This window comes from Pseudomonas sp. EMN2 (assembly GCF_009650555.1).
GTDB lineage: Bacteria > Pseudomonadota > Gammaproteobacteria > Pseudomonadales > Pseudomonadaceae > Aquipseudomonas > Aquipseudomonas sichuanensis.
In genome coordinates, this window is record NZ_VZZR01000057.1 from 15,416 (window position 1) to 30,153 (window position 14,738).

13 protein-coding genes and 1 riboswitch are annotated in these 14,738 nt (G+C 66.2%); of the genes, 8 read left to right on the plus strand and 5 right to left on the minus strand.

What is annotated here, in order from left to right:
• Positions 1 to 253: 253 nt before the first annotated feature.
• The 3 genes from ribA to F6X61_RS17680 are packed head-to-tail and all read left to right on the plus strand — an operon-like array spanning position 254 to position 2,099.
• Positions 254 to 871, plus strand: a complete 618-nt coding sequence (ribA, locus tag F6X61_RS17670) for a GTP cyclohydrolase II (protein ID WP_125462436.1) — start codon at positions 254 to 256, stop codon at positions 869 to 871.
• Positions 868 to 1,287, plus strand: a complete 420-nt coding sequence (locus tag F6X61_RS17675; protein WP_153787696.1) for an MFS transporter — start codon at positions 868 to 870, stop codon at positions 1,285 to 1,287. The genes ribA and F6X61_RS17675 overlap by 4 nt, the downstream gene beginning before the upstream one ends.
• A complete protein-coding gene (locus F6X61_RS17680; RefSeq protein WP_153787697.1) occupies positions 1,287 to 2,099 on the plus strand; it encodes a cobalamin-binding protein in 813 nt (270 codons plus the stop codon). Before F6X61_RS17675 ends, F6X61_RS17680 begins: the two co-directional genes overlap by 1 nt.
• On the opposite strand, the gene F6X61_RS17685 is transcribed toward F6X61_RS17680, so the two are convergent.
• From F6X61_RS17685 to F6X61_RS17700, 4 genes are all read right to left on the minus strand, one after another.
• A complete protein-coding gene (locus tag F6X61_RS17685) occupies positions 2,077 to 3,951 on the minus strand; it encodes a TonB-dependent receptor domain-containing protein (protein ID WP_153787698.1) in 1,875 nt (624 codons plus the stop codon). The genes F6X61_RS17680 and F6X61_RS17685 overlap by 23 nt on opposite strands.
• Before the next feature lie 78 nt (positions 3,952 to 4,029).
• A complete protein-coding gene (gene dxs / locus F6X61_RS17690) occupies positions 4,030 to 5,925 on the minus strand; it encodes a 1-deoxy-D-xylulose-5-phosphate synthase (protein WP_153787699.1) in 1,896 nt (631 codons plus the stop codon).
• A gap of 174 nt (positions 5,926 to 6,099) precedes the next feature.
• Positions 6,100 to 6,987 carry a (2E,6E)-farnesyl diphosphate synthase gene (ispA, locus tag F6X61_RS17695; protein WP_110993361.1) on the minus strand — a complete coding sequence of 296 codons (888 nt, stop codon included), beginning with the start codon at positions 6,985 to 6,987 and terminating at the stop codon, positions 6,100 to 6,102.
• Complete coding sequence (locus F6X61_RS17700; RefSeq protein ID WP_011531978.1) at positions 6,984 to 7,226, minus strand: exodeoxyribonuclease VII small subunit; 243 nt, start codon at positions 7,224 to 7,226, stop codon at positions 6,984 to 6,986. Before F6X61_RS17700 ends, ispA begins: the two co-directional genes overlap by 4 nt.
• Before the next feature lie 224 nt (positions 7,227 to 7,450).
• On the opposite strand from F6X61_RS17700, the gene F6X61_RS17705 reads away from it, so the two are divergent.
• Genes F6X61_RS17705 through F6X61_RS17715 form a run of 3 tightly spaced genes read left to right on the plus strand, consistent with a single transcriptional unit; the run spans position 7,451 to position 11,163 of the window.
• Positions 7,451 to 8,854, plus strand: a complete 1,404-nt coding sequence (locus F6X61_RS17705; protein WP_153787700.1) for an MBOAT family protein — start codon at positions 7,451 to 7,453, stop codon at positions 8,852 to 8,854.
• Positions 8,841 to 9,968: an SGNH family hydrolase gene (locus F6X61_RS17710; protein ID WP_256671377.1), complete on the plus strand. Its 1,128-nt coding sequence runs from the start codon at positions 8,841 to 8,843 to the stop codon at positions 9,966 to 9,968. Before F6X61_RS17705 ends, F6X61_RS17710 begins: the two co-directional genes overlap by 14 nt.
• Before the next feature lies 1 nt (position 9,969).
• Positions 9,970 to 11,163: an SGNH/GDSL hydrolase family protein gene (locus F6X61_RS17715; RefSeq protein ID WP_153787701.1), complete on the plus strand. Its 1,194-nt coding sequence runs from the start codon at positions 9,970 to 9,972 to the stop codon at positions 11,161 to 11,163.
• Between the two features lie 74 nt (positions 11,164 to 11,237).
• Here the strand turns inward: F6X61_RS17715 and ribB are convergent, their stop codons facing one another.
• On the minus strand, positions 11,238 to 11,888 hold the full coding sequence (gene ribB, locus F6X61_RS17720) for a 3,4-dihydroxy-2-butanone-4-phosphate synthase (RefSeq protein WP_153787702.1): 651 nt from the start codon (positions 11,886 to 11,888) through the stop codon (positions 11,238 to 11,240).
• 80 nt (positions 11,889 to 11,968) lie between these two features.
• A riboswitch (FMN riboswitch) is annotated at positions 11,969 to 12,110 on the minus strand.
• An 84-nt stretch (positions 12,111 to 12,194) separates the two neighbouring features.
• Between ribB and F6X61_RS17725 the strand changes: the two genes are divergently transcribed.
• Positions 12,195 to 13,409 carry an RtcB family protein gene (locus F6X61_RS17725; RefSeq protein WP_153787765.1) on the plus strand — a complete coding sequence of 405 codons (1,215 nt, stop codon included), beginning with the start codon at positions 12,195 to 12,197 and terminating at the stop codon, positions 13,407 to 13,409.
• A gap of 112 nt (positions 13,410 to 13,521) precedes the next feature.
• The gene (locus tag F6X61_RS17730; RefSeq protein ID WP_153787703.1) at positions 13,522 to 14,505 is read left to right on the plus strand and encodes a zeta toxin family protein; all 984 of its coding nucleotides are present in this window, start codon (positions 13,522 to 13,524) and stop codon (positions 14,503 to 14,505) included.
• Positions 14,506 to 14,738 lie beyond the last annotated feature (233 nt).

A 14,738-nucleotide genomic window follows, 5' to 3' on the forward strand; every position in this document is an offset into this window, starting at 1 on the left:
GCTTTAGCCGCGAACACCGGCGAAGCCGGTGCCATCCACTGCGTTGCCTGCTTCGCGGCTAAAGCCGCTCCCACAGGGTTCTCACCAGCGTCCGGATAATCAGCAGGGCAGTTGTTCTCAGGTGTATGCCGCGCGCGCTCCCCATAAGCATCGAACTTTTCGATCTTAAGCGGCGAGATTCAGCCTGCGCACCTGCGCCGGGCTGCTGATACAATCGGCCCAACTGAAATTTCCTACTTCCCAGGAGCACAACGTGCCCGTCGTCTTTGTCGCCGCTTGCAAACTCCCGACCCCCTACGCGATTTTCACCATGCATGGTTTCCTCGACGAAGCCACCGGCCGTGAGCATGTGGTGCTCAGCCTGGGTGACATCGCCGACGGCGAGCCGGTGTTGGGGCGGCTGCACTCCGAGTGCCTGACCGGCGATGCGCTGTTCAGCCAGCGTTGCGACTGCGGTTCACAGCTGGACGCCGCGCTGCAGGCCATCGCCCGCGAAGGCCGTGGCGTGCTGCTGTACCTGCGCCAGGAAGGCCGTGGCATCGGCCTGTTGAACAAGATCCGCGCCTACGAGCTGCAGGACGGCGGCGCCGACACCGTCGAGGCCAACGAGCGCCTGGGCTTCGCCGCCGACCAGCGTGACTATGCCATGTGCCTGCCGATGCTCGAGCACCTGGGCGTCAGTGCGCTGCGTTTGATGACCAACAACCCGCGCAAGGTCAAAGCCCTGACCGACATGCACATCAAGGTCGCCGAGCGCGTGCCGCTGCACACCGGCCACAACCCGCACAACCGCCTGTACCTGGCCACCAAGGCCGACAAGCTGGGCCACATGATGGGCAACAAGCACCAGGGCGAGGTGCCGCAGGCGTGACCCGTGGCGAGGTGAAACGGCGCCTGGCGCTGGCCTGGTGGCAGTACCTGGCGGTCGGCCTGGTGCCGCTGCCGGTGATGGCCTGGGCTTTCGGTGGCGGCGAGGCGCTGATCCCGGTGCTGGCCATGCCGCTGTTCATTGCCGGTGCAGCCACCATGTTCCTCAGCCTGCCGCGCTTCGGCGCCTACAAGCGCACGCTGATCGCCACCGACAAGGTGCTCGGCAGTGCCGAGGAGCCGGCCGCCTGGATCGAGCTGGCGCGGGTGCGGCGCCTGGCCATGCTGTATGCCTGTTTCCCAGCCTGGGTCGCCGCCTTGTCGGTGCTGGTCGGCCTGGAAGCGGTGCCGCAGATCCTCCTGGCGATTTCCACCGTGGTGCTGTTGTACCTCTACCGCATTCCGCGCCAGCTCGGCTGATGCGGGCGCTGCTCGTCCTGCTTGCACTGTTGAGCTTCGGCGCCCTGGCCGAGGCCGCGCCGCGGGTGGTCAGCCTGGCGCCGTCGATGACCGAGATCGTCGTCGAGCTGCAGGCACAGGACCTGCTGGTCGGCCTGCTCGATGGCGGTGAACGCCCGGCATCGCTGCAGGGCCTGCCTTCGGTGGGGCGCCACGGGCAACTGGACATGGAGCGGCTGCTCAGCCTCAAACCCGACCTGCTGCTGCTCTGGCCCGGCAGCGTCGCGCCTGCGCAGCGCGACCAGCTGCGGCGGCTGGGCATCGCCACCTTCAGCGCCGAGCCCGGCGACCTCGACCAGTTGATCACCCAGATCGAAGCCATCGCCCAGCGACTGGGGCGCGACGAGCAGGGGCGCGTGTATGCGGCCAGCCTGCGTGAGCGACTGCACGGCCTGCGCGAACGCTACCGGCGCGCGACGCCGTTGCGGGTGTTCTACCAGGTGTGGGACAAGCCCCTGTACACCTTGGGCGGGCGGCAGGTGGTCAGCGATGCGTTGCGGGTCTGCGGGGCGCGCAATGTGTTCGATGACCTGCCGCAACCGGCGCCACAGGTCAGTGTGGAGTCGGTGCTGTTGCGCGACCCACAGGTGATCCTTGCCGGCGACCAGGCGCAACTGGCCAGTTGGCGTAGCTGGCCGAAGCTCAGTGCCGTACAGGATGACCGCTTGCTGGTGGTGCCGGACAAGGGCCTGGAGCGGCCCAGCGGGCAGATGATCGAGGCCACGGCGCGCTTGTGTGCCTTGCTGGACGCTACAGCGCCGGTGTCCAAGTGACGCTGAACAGCCAAGTGCGACCCTCTTCGCGATAGCCGTACTGGCTGCCATCGAAGCTGTACAAGGCACGGCTGTACTGTTTGTCCAGCAGGTTGTCGAGCTTGAGTTCCAGCTTCACCTCATCCGTCGCCGTCCAGCCGCCACGCAGGCCGAGCAGGCCGTAGCCACCCAGGGTATTGCGGTTGGCCTCGTCGTCGTAGCTGCTGCTGACGGCCTGCCAGCTGCCGCCCAGGCTGAAACGCTCGAACTGCCGATCAAGGTCCAGGCTTAGCGTGCGCCGGGCGCGGCGGGCCAGGGTGTGGCCGCTGTCACGGTCGCGCGGGTCGATCAGGGCCAGGCCGAGCTGGCTGCGCCACTCGCCCCACTGCTGCTGCAGCCCCAGCTCGAAGCCGTTGATGCGGGCCGAGGCCACGTTGCGCGGGATCGAGTCGGCGCCGAAGATGATCGCGTCGCGCAGGTCGGTGCGGTACAGCGAGGCTTCCAGGCGGCTGTCGGCGGTCAGCTGGCTACGCCATTGCAGCTCGTAGCTCTTCGAACGTTCGGGGTCCAGGTTCGGGTTGCTGTACTGCGGGTAGTACAGGTCGTTGAAGGTCGGCGCACGGAACCCCTCGCTGTAGGACAGCAGCAGGTCGTTGCTGGCGTTGACCGGCAGGGTGAGGCTTGCGCTCCAGGTGGTCTGGCCGCCGAACTGCTGGTTCTGGTCGCGGCGCAGCCCCAGTTCGGTGGAGTACCACTCACCGGCGAAGCGGTGCTGGGCAAAGATGGCGCGGTTCCAGCGACTGTCCTCGTCGAAGTCGGTGCTGGCATGCACCCGGTCCTCATACCAGTCGCCGCCGAGCAGCAGGTTGTTGCGCTCATCCAGGGTGAAATCGTTCTGCCAGGTGACCTGGTCGCGGTAGGTGTTGAACACCTGGCGCTCGTCGCTGAGCTTGTCGCGCTTGTCGTCGCGGTTCTCGCTGTGGCCCAGCTCGAGGCGCGAATGCCAGGCGTCGTTGAGCTGGGCGTCCAGGTAGGTGCCGAGGCTGCTGACGGTGAAGTCGGTGTAGGGCTTCTGGCCGAAGCTCTTGAAGGTGACCGGGTCAAAGCGGCCGAACGGGTTGTCGTATTCGCTGCGCCCACGGCTGTCGAGCAGGTTCAGCCCGGCTTCGAAGCGTTCGTTGAACACATGGCTCAGGCTCAGGTTCAGCGAGCGGTTGCGGTAGGCGTCATGGTCGCCGTCGCTGGCGAATGACGGGCCGGTCGAATCGATCCCGGCGGTCTCGTCCAGGCTGGCGCCCAGGTTGAAACGGGTGTCGCCATCGCCGCCGGACAGGCCCAGGCTGCGCTGCCAGGCCTGGTTGCTGCCGGCCGCCAGGCGCAGGCGCGGCTGCAGGCCCTGGCCGTCGCCACGGCGGGTGAAGATCTGGATCACCCCGCCGATGGCGTCGCTGCCGTACACCGCCGAACGCGAGCCGCGCAGCACTTCCACCCGTTCTATCTGCTCGACGTCGAGAAACTGCAGGCCGCTGTCGCCGGAGGTGGCGTTGGCGATGCGCACGCCATCGACCAGCACCAAGGTCTGCGCAGCCTTGGTGCCACGGATGAAGATGCCGGGCAGGCTGCCGCGGCCACCGGTTGGTGCCACTTGCACACCGGGCACGCGAGCGAGCAGGTCGCTGACGCTGGTGGGTTGCAGGCGGTCGATGTCGCTGCGGGTGAACACCGTGTTGGCGGCGCTGGTGGCGCTGCGCGATTCGACCTGGCGGCTGGCGCTGATCAGTACGTCGGGGAGCTTGAGGGCGTCGTCGCGGGAGGGTTCGGCGGCCAGGGCGGCGGCGGGGAGGCAGAGCAGGGAAAGGGTAGAGATCTTCATGGGCAGTTCAATTGCAATCGCGGGGCAAGCCCGCTCCCACGATCACTGGTGGGAGCGGGCTTGCCCCGCGATAGGTCCTTACAAGCCGAGCTTGGCCATTCGGGCTTTGACGGCAGCCTCGATCCCGGCGGCATCCAGCCCGCACTCGGCGAGCATCTGCGCCGGCTTGGCGTGCTCGACATAGATGTCCGGCAGGCCCAGGTGCAGCAGCGGCTTGACCACCGCTTCGCGGGCGAGGAACTCACCCACGGCGGCGCCGGCACCGCCCATGATGGCGTTCTCTTCGATGGTCACCAGCAGCTCATGGCCGGCGGCCATTTCCAGCACCAGGGCCTCGTCCAGCGGTTTGACGAAGCGCATGTCGACCACGGTGGCGTCGATCTGCTCGGCCACCTGCAGGGCCTCGGTGAGTTGCACGCCGAACACCAGCAGGGCGACCTTGCTGCCCCGGCGGCGAACCACGCCCTTGCCGATCTCCAGCGGCTCGAGGTCGCCGCTGATCGGCGCGTTCGGGCCGGTGCCACGCGGGTAGCGCACAGCCGCCGGGCCCTTGTAGTGGTGGCCGGTGCTGAGCATCTTGCGCAGCTCGTTCTCGTCGCTTGGGGTCATCACCAGCATGCCGGGGATGCAACGCAGGTACGACAGGTCGTAGGCCCCGGCGTGGGTCGGGCCGTCCTCGCCGACAAGGCCGGCGCGGTCGATGGCGAACAGCACGTCGAGGTCCTGCACCGCCACGTCGTGGATCAGCTGGTCATAGCCGCGCTGCAGGAAGGTGGAGTAGATCGCCACCACCGGCTTGGCGCCTTCGCAGGCCATGCCGGCGGCCAGGGTGACCGCGTGCTGTTCGGCAATCGCCACGTCGAAGTAGCGCTCGGGGTAGCGTTCGCTGAAGTCGACCAGGTCCGAGCCTTCCTTCATCGCCGGGGTGATACCCACCAGGCGGTTGTCGGCGGCGGCCATGTCGCACAGCCACTGGCCGAACACGGCGGAGTACTTCGGCCCGCTCGGTTTCTTCGGCGCGACCGGCTTGTTGGCCGGCTCCAGTTTGGTGATGGCGTGGTAGCCGATCGGGTCGACCTCGGCCGGGGCGAAGCCCTTGCCCTTTTTGGTCACCACATGCAGGAACTGCGGGCCCTTGAGGTCACGCATGTTGCGCAGGGTGGCGATCATGGTCGGCAGGTCGTGGCCGTCGATCGGGCCGATGTAGTTCCAGCCCAGCTCTTCGAACAGGGTGCCGGGCACCAGCATGCCCTTGGCGTATTCCTCGGTGCGGCGGGCGATTTCCCAGGCGCCGGGCAGGCGCGACAGCACTTTCTTGCTGCCTTCGCGCATGCTGGCGTAGGTGCGGCTGGAGAGAATCTTGGCCAGGTAGTTGGACAGCCCGCCGACGTTGCGCGAGATCGACATGTCGTTGTCATTGAGAATGACCAGCATGTCGGCATTCACTTCCTGCGCGTGGTTCAGCGCTTCGAAGGCCATGCCGGCGGTCAGTGCGCCGTCGCCGATCACCGCGATGGATTTGCGCGGATCGTTCTGCAGGCGGGCGGCAATGGCCATGCCCAGCGCGGCGCTGATCGAGGTGCTGGAGTGACCGACGCCAAAGGTGTCGTACTCGCTCTCGCTACGGCGCGGGAAGGCGGCGATGCCGTCCTTCTGGCGCAGCGACAACATGCGGTTGCGCCGGCCGGTGAGGATCTTGTGCGGGTAGGCCTGGTGACCGACGTCCCACACCAGCCGGTCATCCGGGGTGTCGAAGACGTAGTGCAGGGCGATGGTCAGCTCGATGACGCCCAGGCCGGCACCGAAATGCCCGCCGGTCTGCCCCACGGTATAGAGCAGTTCCTGGCGCAGCTCGTCGGCCAAAGGCTCGAGGTCGGCTTCGGCCAGCCGGCGCAGGCCGGCAGGCGTGTCGGCGCGGTCGAGCAACGGCGTGACCGGGCGTTCGCGGGGGATCTCTTGAAACGTCGTGGGCATCAGGCGAGTCGTTATAGGTTTGAAGACGCGGCAGTTTACCCCATTGTGGGAAAAGCTGCCCATTCAAGCGGGGGCCTACGCCCTCTGTGGGAGCGGGTTTACCCGCGAATGCGATGTTGCATCAACCGCCGCATTCGCGGGTAAACCCGCTCCCACAGGGATAGGCGTCAAGGTTTAATGGCGGCGTTCGACGATATAGCGGGCCAGTGCCCGCAGCGGCTCGGCGCTGTCGCCGAAGCCGGCGAGGGCGCCCAGCGCCTGGTCGCGCAGCTCCAGGGCATAGGCCTTGGCCGCGTCCAGCCCGAGCAGCGCCGGGTAGGTCGGTTTGTCGCGGGCGATGTCGGCGCCCTGGCGTTTGCCCAGGGTGGCGGTATCGCTCTCCACATCGAGGATGTCGTCCTGCACCTGGAAGGCCAGGCCGATGGCCTGTGCATAAGTCTGCAGGGCGTCGAGCTGGGCCTGTTCGGCGCGGGCGCTGGCCAGGGCGCCGAGGCGCACGCTGGCTTCGATCAGCGCGCCGGTCTTGTGCCGGTGCATGTATTCCAGGGCCTGCTGGTCGAGCTTGACGCCCACCGAGCCAAGGTCGATGGCCTGGCCGCCGACCATGCCGGCGGGGCCTGCGGCCTTGGCCAGGGCCTGGACCATCTGCAGGCGGATGCTGTCGGCCTGCGGGCTCAGCGCCGGGTCGAGCAGGGCGCTGAACGCCAGGCTTTGCAGGCCGTCGCCGGCGAGGATGGCGCAGGCTTCGTCGAAGGCTTTGTGGGTGGTCGGCTGGCCGCGACGCAGGTCGTCGTCGTCCATGGCCGGCAGGTCGTCATGCACCAGCGAGTAGGCGTGGATCAGTTCCACCGCGCAGGCCGCGCCGTTGGCCTGTTCGGCCGGCACGCCCAGGGCCTCGCAGGCGGCGTAGGCGAGCAGCGGGCGCACGCGCTTGCCACCGTTCATCACGCTGTAGCGCATGGCGGCGTACAGGCGCTCGAGTTCCTTGGAGGGGGCCTTGAACAGCGTCTCGAGTGCGGCGTCGACCCGTACCTGGGCGCTGGCCTGGTAACCGGCGATCATGCCTCTGGCTCCGCGTCGAACGGCTGGGCAGCCAGCTCGCCGTCACGCTCCAGCAGGATCTGCACCTTTTGCTCGGCCTGGGCCAGGGCGCCCTGGCAGTCACGGGTCAGGGCGATGCCTTGCTCGAAGGCGGCCAGCGACTCTTCCAGCGACAATTCGCCGTTCTCCAGGCGCTCGACCAGGGCTTGCAGGTCGGCGAGGGACTGTTCGAAATCGATGGAGGCTTTTTTGCGGGCCATGGCGACTGTCTCGGTGGTATTCAGAACGGCGCGACACTAGCAGAGCGGGGCAGGGGGAGCAAATCAGCAAGGCTTTGGTCTTATCTTGTTGCATTTGAACGGGCGCAGATGGCTTGCAAATCCTGTTGCTTTCAGATTGTGAGGGGGTTGGCCCTCTGCCATACTCCGCGCCCTCTGGCCCGCGGGCTGGCGCCCCCCTTTGATGTCACGTAACGGACTACGTTGTGAGCTTCCTTTCGATCGAATTCGGCCTCTGCTTCACGCTGTTCTTCATTGTCTACTGGAGCCTGTGCTGGAGTGCACGGCTACAGAACCTCCTGCTTCTGGCGGCAAGCTATGGCCTGGTGGCGAGCTTCAGCCTGAACTCGCTTTACATCCTGCTGGGCTACAGCGCACTGGTGTACCTGCTTGGGCTGCTGGCCGGGCGCTACCCCGGGCGGCGGTTCTGCGGCGTGCTGCTGCTGACCCTGGTGCTGGGCTGCTTCTACCTGTTCAAGTACCAGGTCTTCTTCGTCGAAGGCGTGCAAGCCGCGTTGGCGGCGGCCGGGCTGGACGTGTCGCTGCCGTTGCTGGAATTGCTGGTGCCTATCGGCCTGTCGTTCTACACCTTCCATTCGGTCAGCTATCTGGTATCGATCAACCGTCGCGAACTGGCGCCGGCCACACCGCTGGACCTGGCCCTGTACCTGGCGTTCTTCCCAAGCCTGGTGGCCGGCCCGGTCAACCGTGCGCTACACATGCTGCCGCAGATCCGCCCGCAGGGCCTGCGCCAGGTACTGGAGCCGCAACGGGCGCTGGGGCTGATCGCGCTGGCGGTGGTCAAGCTGTTCTTCCTCAGCGCCTGGCTGGGCAGCGAGTGGGTCGACCCGGTGTTCGAAACCCCGGGCAGCTTCACCCCCGAGCAGGTGCTGTTGAGCGTGTACGGCTACAGCCTGCTGATCTACTTCAACTTCAGCGGCTACACCAACCTGGTCACCGGCATCGCCCTGCTGTTGGGGTTCCGCCTGCCGGAGAACTTCAACGCACCTTATGCCGCGCACAATCTCAAGGAATTCTGGGGGCGCTGGCACATCAGCCTGTCGCGCTTCATCCGTGACTACGTCTATATCCCTCTGGGCGGCAACCGCAAGGGCGTGTGGCGCGGCAACCTGAACATGCTGCTGGCGATGCTGGTGTCCGGGCTGTGGCATGGCGCCAGCATCAACTTCATTCTGTGGGGTGCGCTGCACGGGGTTGGCCTGGCCCTCTCCAAGCTGTTCAGCCAGCTGCTGCCGGGCTTCGCGCAGATGCCGGGCGCTGGCCTGCTGGCACGCCTGATGACCTTCCACTACGTGGCCTTTGCCTGGATCTTCTTCCGCAGCCCGACGCTGGACGGCGCCGTGGAGATGCTCGGTGACATCGCCCAGCTGAGCCTGGCCGGGCTCAACAGCGCCACCGGCCTGATGCTGCTGGCCTGCGTGCTGTACATCGCCACTTATCCACAGTGGCTGGCAGTGCTGCGCAAGGGCTTTGCCGCCAGCCAGCGGCTGCCCTGGCAGTTGTACCCGGTGCCCTTGGGGATCGGCGTGTCGCTGGTGATTTTCGCGTCGCAATCGGGTGTGCCGGGGTTCATCTATGCAAGCTTCTGATAGCAAACAGCTGTTTCAGGTGCAGATGGGTGCGGCCCGTGCGTTGTACGCGATCGTGGTCACTACCGCCTTGTTGTTCTGGCTGAACCAGGACTCGATCAGGCTGTACTGCCAGCAGAAATACCACCAGAGCTGCGAGATCCCGTTGCTCGGCCCGCTGCCGGCCTGGCGCTTCGGGGCGCAGCTGACGGCGGCGCTGGAGCAGGGCCGCGACAGCCTCATCGAGCAACTGCAAGCGGCGCAGCAGCAGGTCGCAGGGCCAGTGCCCGAGGTGCTGCCCGCACCGATACCGGTGGTTACGGTCAACCTGGAAACACCGGCGGCGCTGGCCCAACCCTTGCCGGCGGCGCCAGTGGCCAAGCCGGTGGCCCCGCCGGAGCATGCCCCGCAGCCACAGGTGGCTGTTGCAACACCACCGGCGCCAGCGGCCCCGGACTTGCTGCAACCTGGAACCGTGGTTTCCCTGGCCGCCGGCGACGACGTACTGCTGGTGGGCGACTCGCTGATGCAGGGCGTGGCCCCGCACCTGGCCAACAGCCTGCGCAAGCGCTACCAGATCCGCACGGTCAACCTCAGCAAGCAGAGCACCGGCCTGGCCTACCCGGGCTTCTTCAACTGGCCGAAAACCGTGGCCGAGACCCTCGCCCACGAGCCGAACATCCGCCTGATGGTGGTGTTCCTCGGCCCCAACGACCCCTGGGACATGCCCCAGGGCAAGGGCAAGCCGTTCCTGCGCTTCAAGTCGCCGGAGTGGGAAGTGGCCTATCGTGCACGTATCGACTCGATCCTCGACCAGGCCCGCGTGCACAACGTGCAGGTGCTGTGGGTCGGGCCGCCGAACATGGAGAAGCCGCGGCTGTCCACGGCCATGGGCTACCTGAGCGGCCTGTACCAGCAGCAGACTGCGCTGTTCGGCCAGCACTATGTGTCGGCCAACCCGATCCTCGGCTATGCCGACGACGGGTTTGCCGCGACGGTGCTGACGCCCGAGGGCAAGCGGGTCAAGGTGCGGGTCGATGACGGCATTCATTTCACCATCACGGGCCAGAAGATGATCGCCGCACAGGTACTGTCGCTGATCAGCTTGCCGGGCCTGACCGTTACAGGACACTAAGATGCGCCAATGGCATCACTTGCTGGGCGTGGCCCTGCTGATCAGCGCCGTACCCGCGTGCAGTACCGGCGCCAACAGCGTGGCCACCCAGCCCGCCGCACGGCCGGCAGCCGCGCCCGTGGTGCGCCAGGACGGCAATGTCGGCCTGCTCGCCGGCAAGTTGCGCAATGCCGGCCGCACGCCGGTTGGCATCGTCCAGCTGGGCGACTCGCACACCGCCGCCGACCTGTTTAGCGGTGAGCTGCGCCGCCTGTTGCAGGCGCAATACGGCGATGGCGGTATCGGCCTGGTGCCGGCCTCGTCGGTGCCGGGCATCCGCAATGACCGGGTGATCATCAAGAGCGAGGCGCGCCAGTGGCAACTGGTGTCGGCACGCAACCAGCAGAGCAGTCAGTTCCCGCTTGGCGGTTACCTGTCGCTGCCGCAGGCCAACCGCTCCAGCGTGCTGTTGCAGGCGCGCGATGAAGACCGCCAGCGCTACAAGGTCTCGGCGTTGTACCAGTCCACCGGCAATGCCACGCTGCTGGCCAACGGCGGCCAGCGCCGCCCGCTTGCCATCAGCAACGGCCAGTGGCGCTTCAGCCCGGTCTTCGCCAATCTCGGCCTGCCGGTGCAACTGAGCGTCGAGGGCGGCAGCAGCATCGCGTTGGGCGGCTGGTACCTGCAGGGGCAGAAGAATGCCGGGGTGATCTACTCGGCGCTCGGCATCAATGGTGCCCGCCAGGAGGTGGTGGACAAGTGGCAGCCGGGTTGGCTGGACAGCCTCAAGGCCGTGCGGCCGGACCTGGTGATCCTGGCCTATGGCACCAACGAGGCATTCGACGACACCCTCGACCTGGGGCTGTACCAGTCGCAGCTGGAAACCACGCTGCGCAGCCTGCGCAAGGATCTGCCGCAAGCGGCGATCCTGCTGGTCGGTCCGCCGGACTCGATCAAGCGGCGCAAGGCGGGGAGTTGCGCGGCGCGTCAACCACAGCCGCTGGCGGCGGTGATCCGCATTCAGAAGCAGTTGGCACAGCGGCACAAGGCGCTGTTCTGGGACTGGCAGGCGTTCATGGGCGGGCCGTGCTCGATTGCCGGTTGGCAGGCCAATGGGCTGGCGCGGCCAGACCTGGTGCACCTGACGGCTGACGGCTATCGCAAGAGTGCGGCGGGGTTGTATGCGTACTTGAAGGGGCCGTTGGGGTTGCGTTGAGTTTCAGGCCCATCGCGGGGCAAGCCCGCTCCCACAGGGTATCGTGGGAGCGGGCTTGCCCCGCGATGCGGCTATCAGGCCGGCTCGGCCTCGAGCGCCAGCATGGCTTCGCGATAGCGCGCCAATTCCTCGATGGTCAGCACCGGCAGGTTGTACTGCCGGGCATACACCGCCACTTGCTCACCCCGGGCCATGCTGCCATCGGGGTTCATCAGCTCACACAGCACCGCCGCCGGGCGCAGGCCGGCCAAGCGCGCCAGATCCACCGAGCCTTCGGTGTGGCCGCGGCGGGTCAGCACGCCGCCGTCGCGGGCGCGCAGCGGGAACACGTGGCCGGGGCTGACGATATGCCGCTGCTGCGCGGTGGAGCGCAACGCCGCCTCGATGGTGGTGATGCGATCCTGGGCCGAAACGCCGGTGCTCACGCCCTCGGCCGCCTCGATGGTGACGGTGAAACCGGTACCGTGGCGGGCCTGGTTGTTCGGCACCATCGGTGCCAGTTGCAAGGCGTCGACGGTGGCTTCGTCCAGGCACAGGCAGACGATGCCGCTGCAGTCGCGGATCATCATGGCCATGGTCTGCAGCGAAAGGTTCTCGGCGGCGGCGACGATATCGGCTTCGTCCTCGCGGTCGTCGTCGTCGAGCAGCAGCACCGGGCGCCCGGCCTGGAAGGCGGCGACGGCGGCAGTGACGTTGGGGAATTGCTTGTTGAGCAAGGTGGACATGAAACGCTCCTCGTGAATGATCGATGAACGTCTCGGGGCGAACAAAATGCGCGCGCAGGGGCGCCCGGATGGCCCCTGCCTGACGCCTTCTTTCATCCGGACTATGACCGTCGGCTCTGGAGTCGCACCAGATCTGCTGACCCCCGGCATGGCCGGGGCGCTCGCGGGCTCATCTTTCGATTTACCGCCGGTGGGGACTTTCACCCCGCCCTGAAGACCGGGCAAGCATACAGCACTGTGCCACCCTGCTGGCAAGCGGCCGGTCTACGACCTTCGGCGGTATCATGGCGGCAAAAGCTCTGCGGAATCGACGACATGGACACCTTGCAAGGCGCCGGCGGCAAGCCGATCAAACTGTGGACCGACGGCGTGCCGGTGGAAGACGAGGCCCGTAAACAGTTGCTCAACACGGCGCAGATGCCGTTCATCTTCAAGCACCTGGCGGTGATGCCGGACGTGCACCTGGGCAAGGGCTCGACCATCGGCAGCGTGATCCCCACGCTGGGTGCGATCATACCGGCGGCGGTGGGGGTGGACATCGGCTGCGGCATGATCGCCGCGCGGACCTCGCTGCATGCCCGTGACCTGCCGGACAACCTGCACGGCCTGCGTACGGCCATCGAGCAGGCCGTGCCCCACGGCAAGACCTTTGGCCGCCGCGACCAGGGCGCCTGGGACGACGTGCCCAGGCAGGCCGACCAGCAGTGGCAAGGCCTGGCCGGGCGCTTCAAGGCCATCACCGACAAGTACCCTCGGCTGGAAAAGACCAATAACCGCCAGCACCTGGGCACCCTGGGCGGTGGCAACCACTTCATCGAAGTCTGCCTGGACGAAGCTGACCGGGTCTGGTTCATGTTGCACAGTGGCTCGCGCGGCGTCGGCAATGCCATCGGCAACCTGTTCATCGAGTTGGCCCAGGCCGACATGCGCCAGCACCTGGCCAATCTGCCGGACAAGGACCTGGCCTATTTCGAGGAGGGCAGCCGGCATTTCGCCGACTACGTGGAGGCGGTGGAGTGGGCCCAGGATTTCGCCCGGCACAACCGCGAGCTGATGATGCAGGCGGTGGTGGCGGCCACCCGCAAGGTGCTGGGCAAACCGTTCGAGGCCAGCCTCGAGGCGGTCAACTGCCACCACAACTATGTGCAGAAGGAACAGCACTTCGGTCGTGAAGTGCTGGTGACGCGCAAAGGGGCGGTGTCGGCGCAGAAGGGGCAGCTGGGCATCATCCCGGGTTCCATGGGTGCCAAGAGCTTCATCGTGCGCGGCCTGGGCAACGAGGAGTCGTTCTGCTCGTGCAGCCATGGTGCAGGCCGATTGATGAGCCGCACCAAGGCCAAGAGCCGCTTCAGCGTCGATGACCAGCGGCGCGCCACGGCCCATGTCGAGTGCCGCAAGGACAAGGATGTGATCGACGAGATCCCGATGGCCTACAAGGATATCGACGCGGTCATGCAAGCCCAGCGCGAGCTGGTCGAGGTGGTGCATACCCTGCGCCAGGTGGTGTGTGTGAAAGGCTGAAGTTGCGACCAGGGGATGCGATAACGGCAGCGTTATCTACCGCAGGCTTCGCCTGAACGGGTTTTACCTTGTTGGCTCGCCCATTCCCGGGCAGTCAACAGGAATGACCAGCATGTCCCAGCTCCATACCTTTACCGCCGAAGACGTCGCAACCGCTTTCGAAACCCTCGAATCCAGTCTGTTCAGCCGCAAACGACGGACCGACGCCCAGGGCAACCCGGCGCCGAGAATGCTGGTCGTCGCCGGCGCCGAAGGCTCGGGCAAGACCTATCTGCTCAACAACTCGCTGCTGGCGAGCAAGCGCTATGACGACTACGTCAGTCTCTACGACCCGGCTTATCGCAAACTGCATCCACAGTACGAGCAGATGAAGGCCGACGGTGGCCGGCATGTCTACGCTCACACCGAGCAGTTCATCTGGCAGTTGGGCGGCAAGCTCTTCAAGCATGCGCTGGCCAACCACTACGACATCATCATGGAGACCGCGCTGGACGACGTGGCCTTCGCCGATGTGCCGGCCCTGGCGCAACAGGCGGGCTACCAGTTGGAGCTGCACCTGATCGCCTGCCAGAAGGAATTCGGTCACTGGAACACTCTGGAGCGCGGGGTAAAGAGCGTGGCTGAGGACCAGCTCGAACGCTTCGTTTCCCTCAGCAAGATCGAGGCGTCACAAGCCAATGCCGCAAGGATCATCGATGCCTTCGAGACCGCCTGCCTGGTGAGCCCTGGCTCGCAGATCAGCTTGTATCAACGCGGCATGGAAACCGACCGGGAGAGCAGGTTGTTGTGCCGCAGCGTCTGCTCCCCGGCGTTGCAGCTGGTGCCGCAGGCGGCAGAGGCCGGTGAAACGTACTTCCAGCCACCCCACATTGAGGGGCTGTTCGAGATTCGCCGCGGGTCCCTGGATCAGGTGCCCAGTACCTATCCGCAGTTCTTCCAGCTGGTGCATACCGGCATGATCGATGATCAGGTGCGCGCCAACATGCTCAAGGTCTGCTGCGCAACGCTGGGCAAGGCCCAGGCGTTGAGTGAGCGGATCCCGGCCGACGTGTTCCGTGAACTGTCCTTGTATGTGCTCAAGTATTTGCACCCCTGAGCGTTGCCCAGTGGCCCGATGGGCGCGCAAGACGCACAACAGAACCCAGGCGATGCCCGGTGGGGATGTGCAGGGAATGTGCAGGCATTAAAAAGCCGGCTTGTGGCCGGCTTCTCGGGGACGATCTTGGCTCATTTTTGATAAGCCGCAATCGCCTTAAACGGTTGGCAACATGGCCTGAAAAAGATGGCGGACGGCTGTGTGAGGCGTCGCCAGGCCCTCTGCAATGCGGC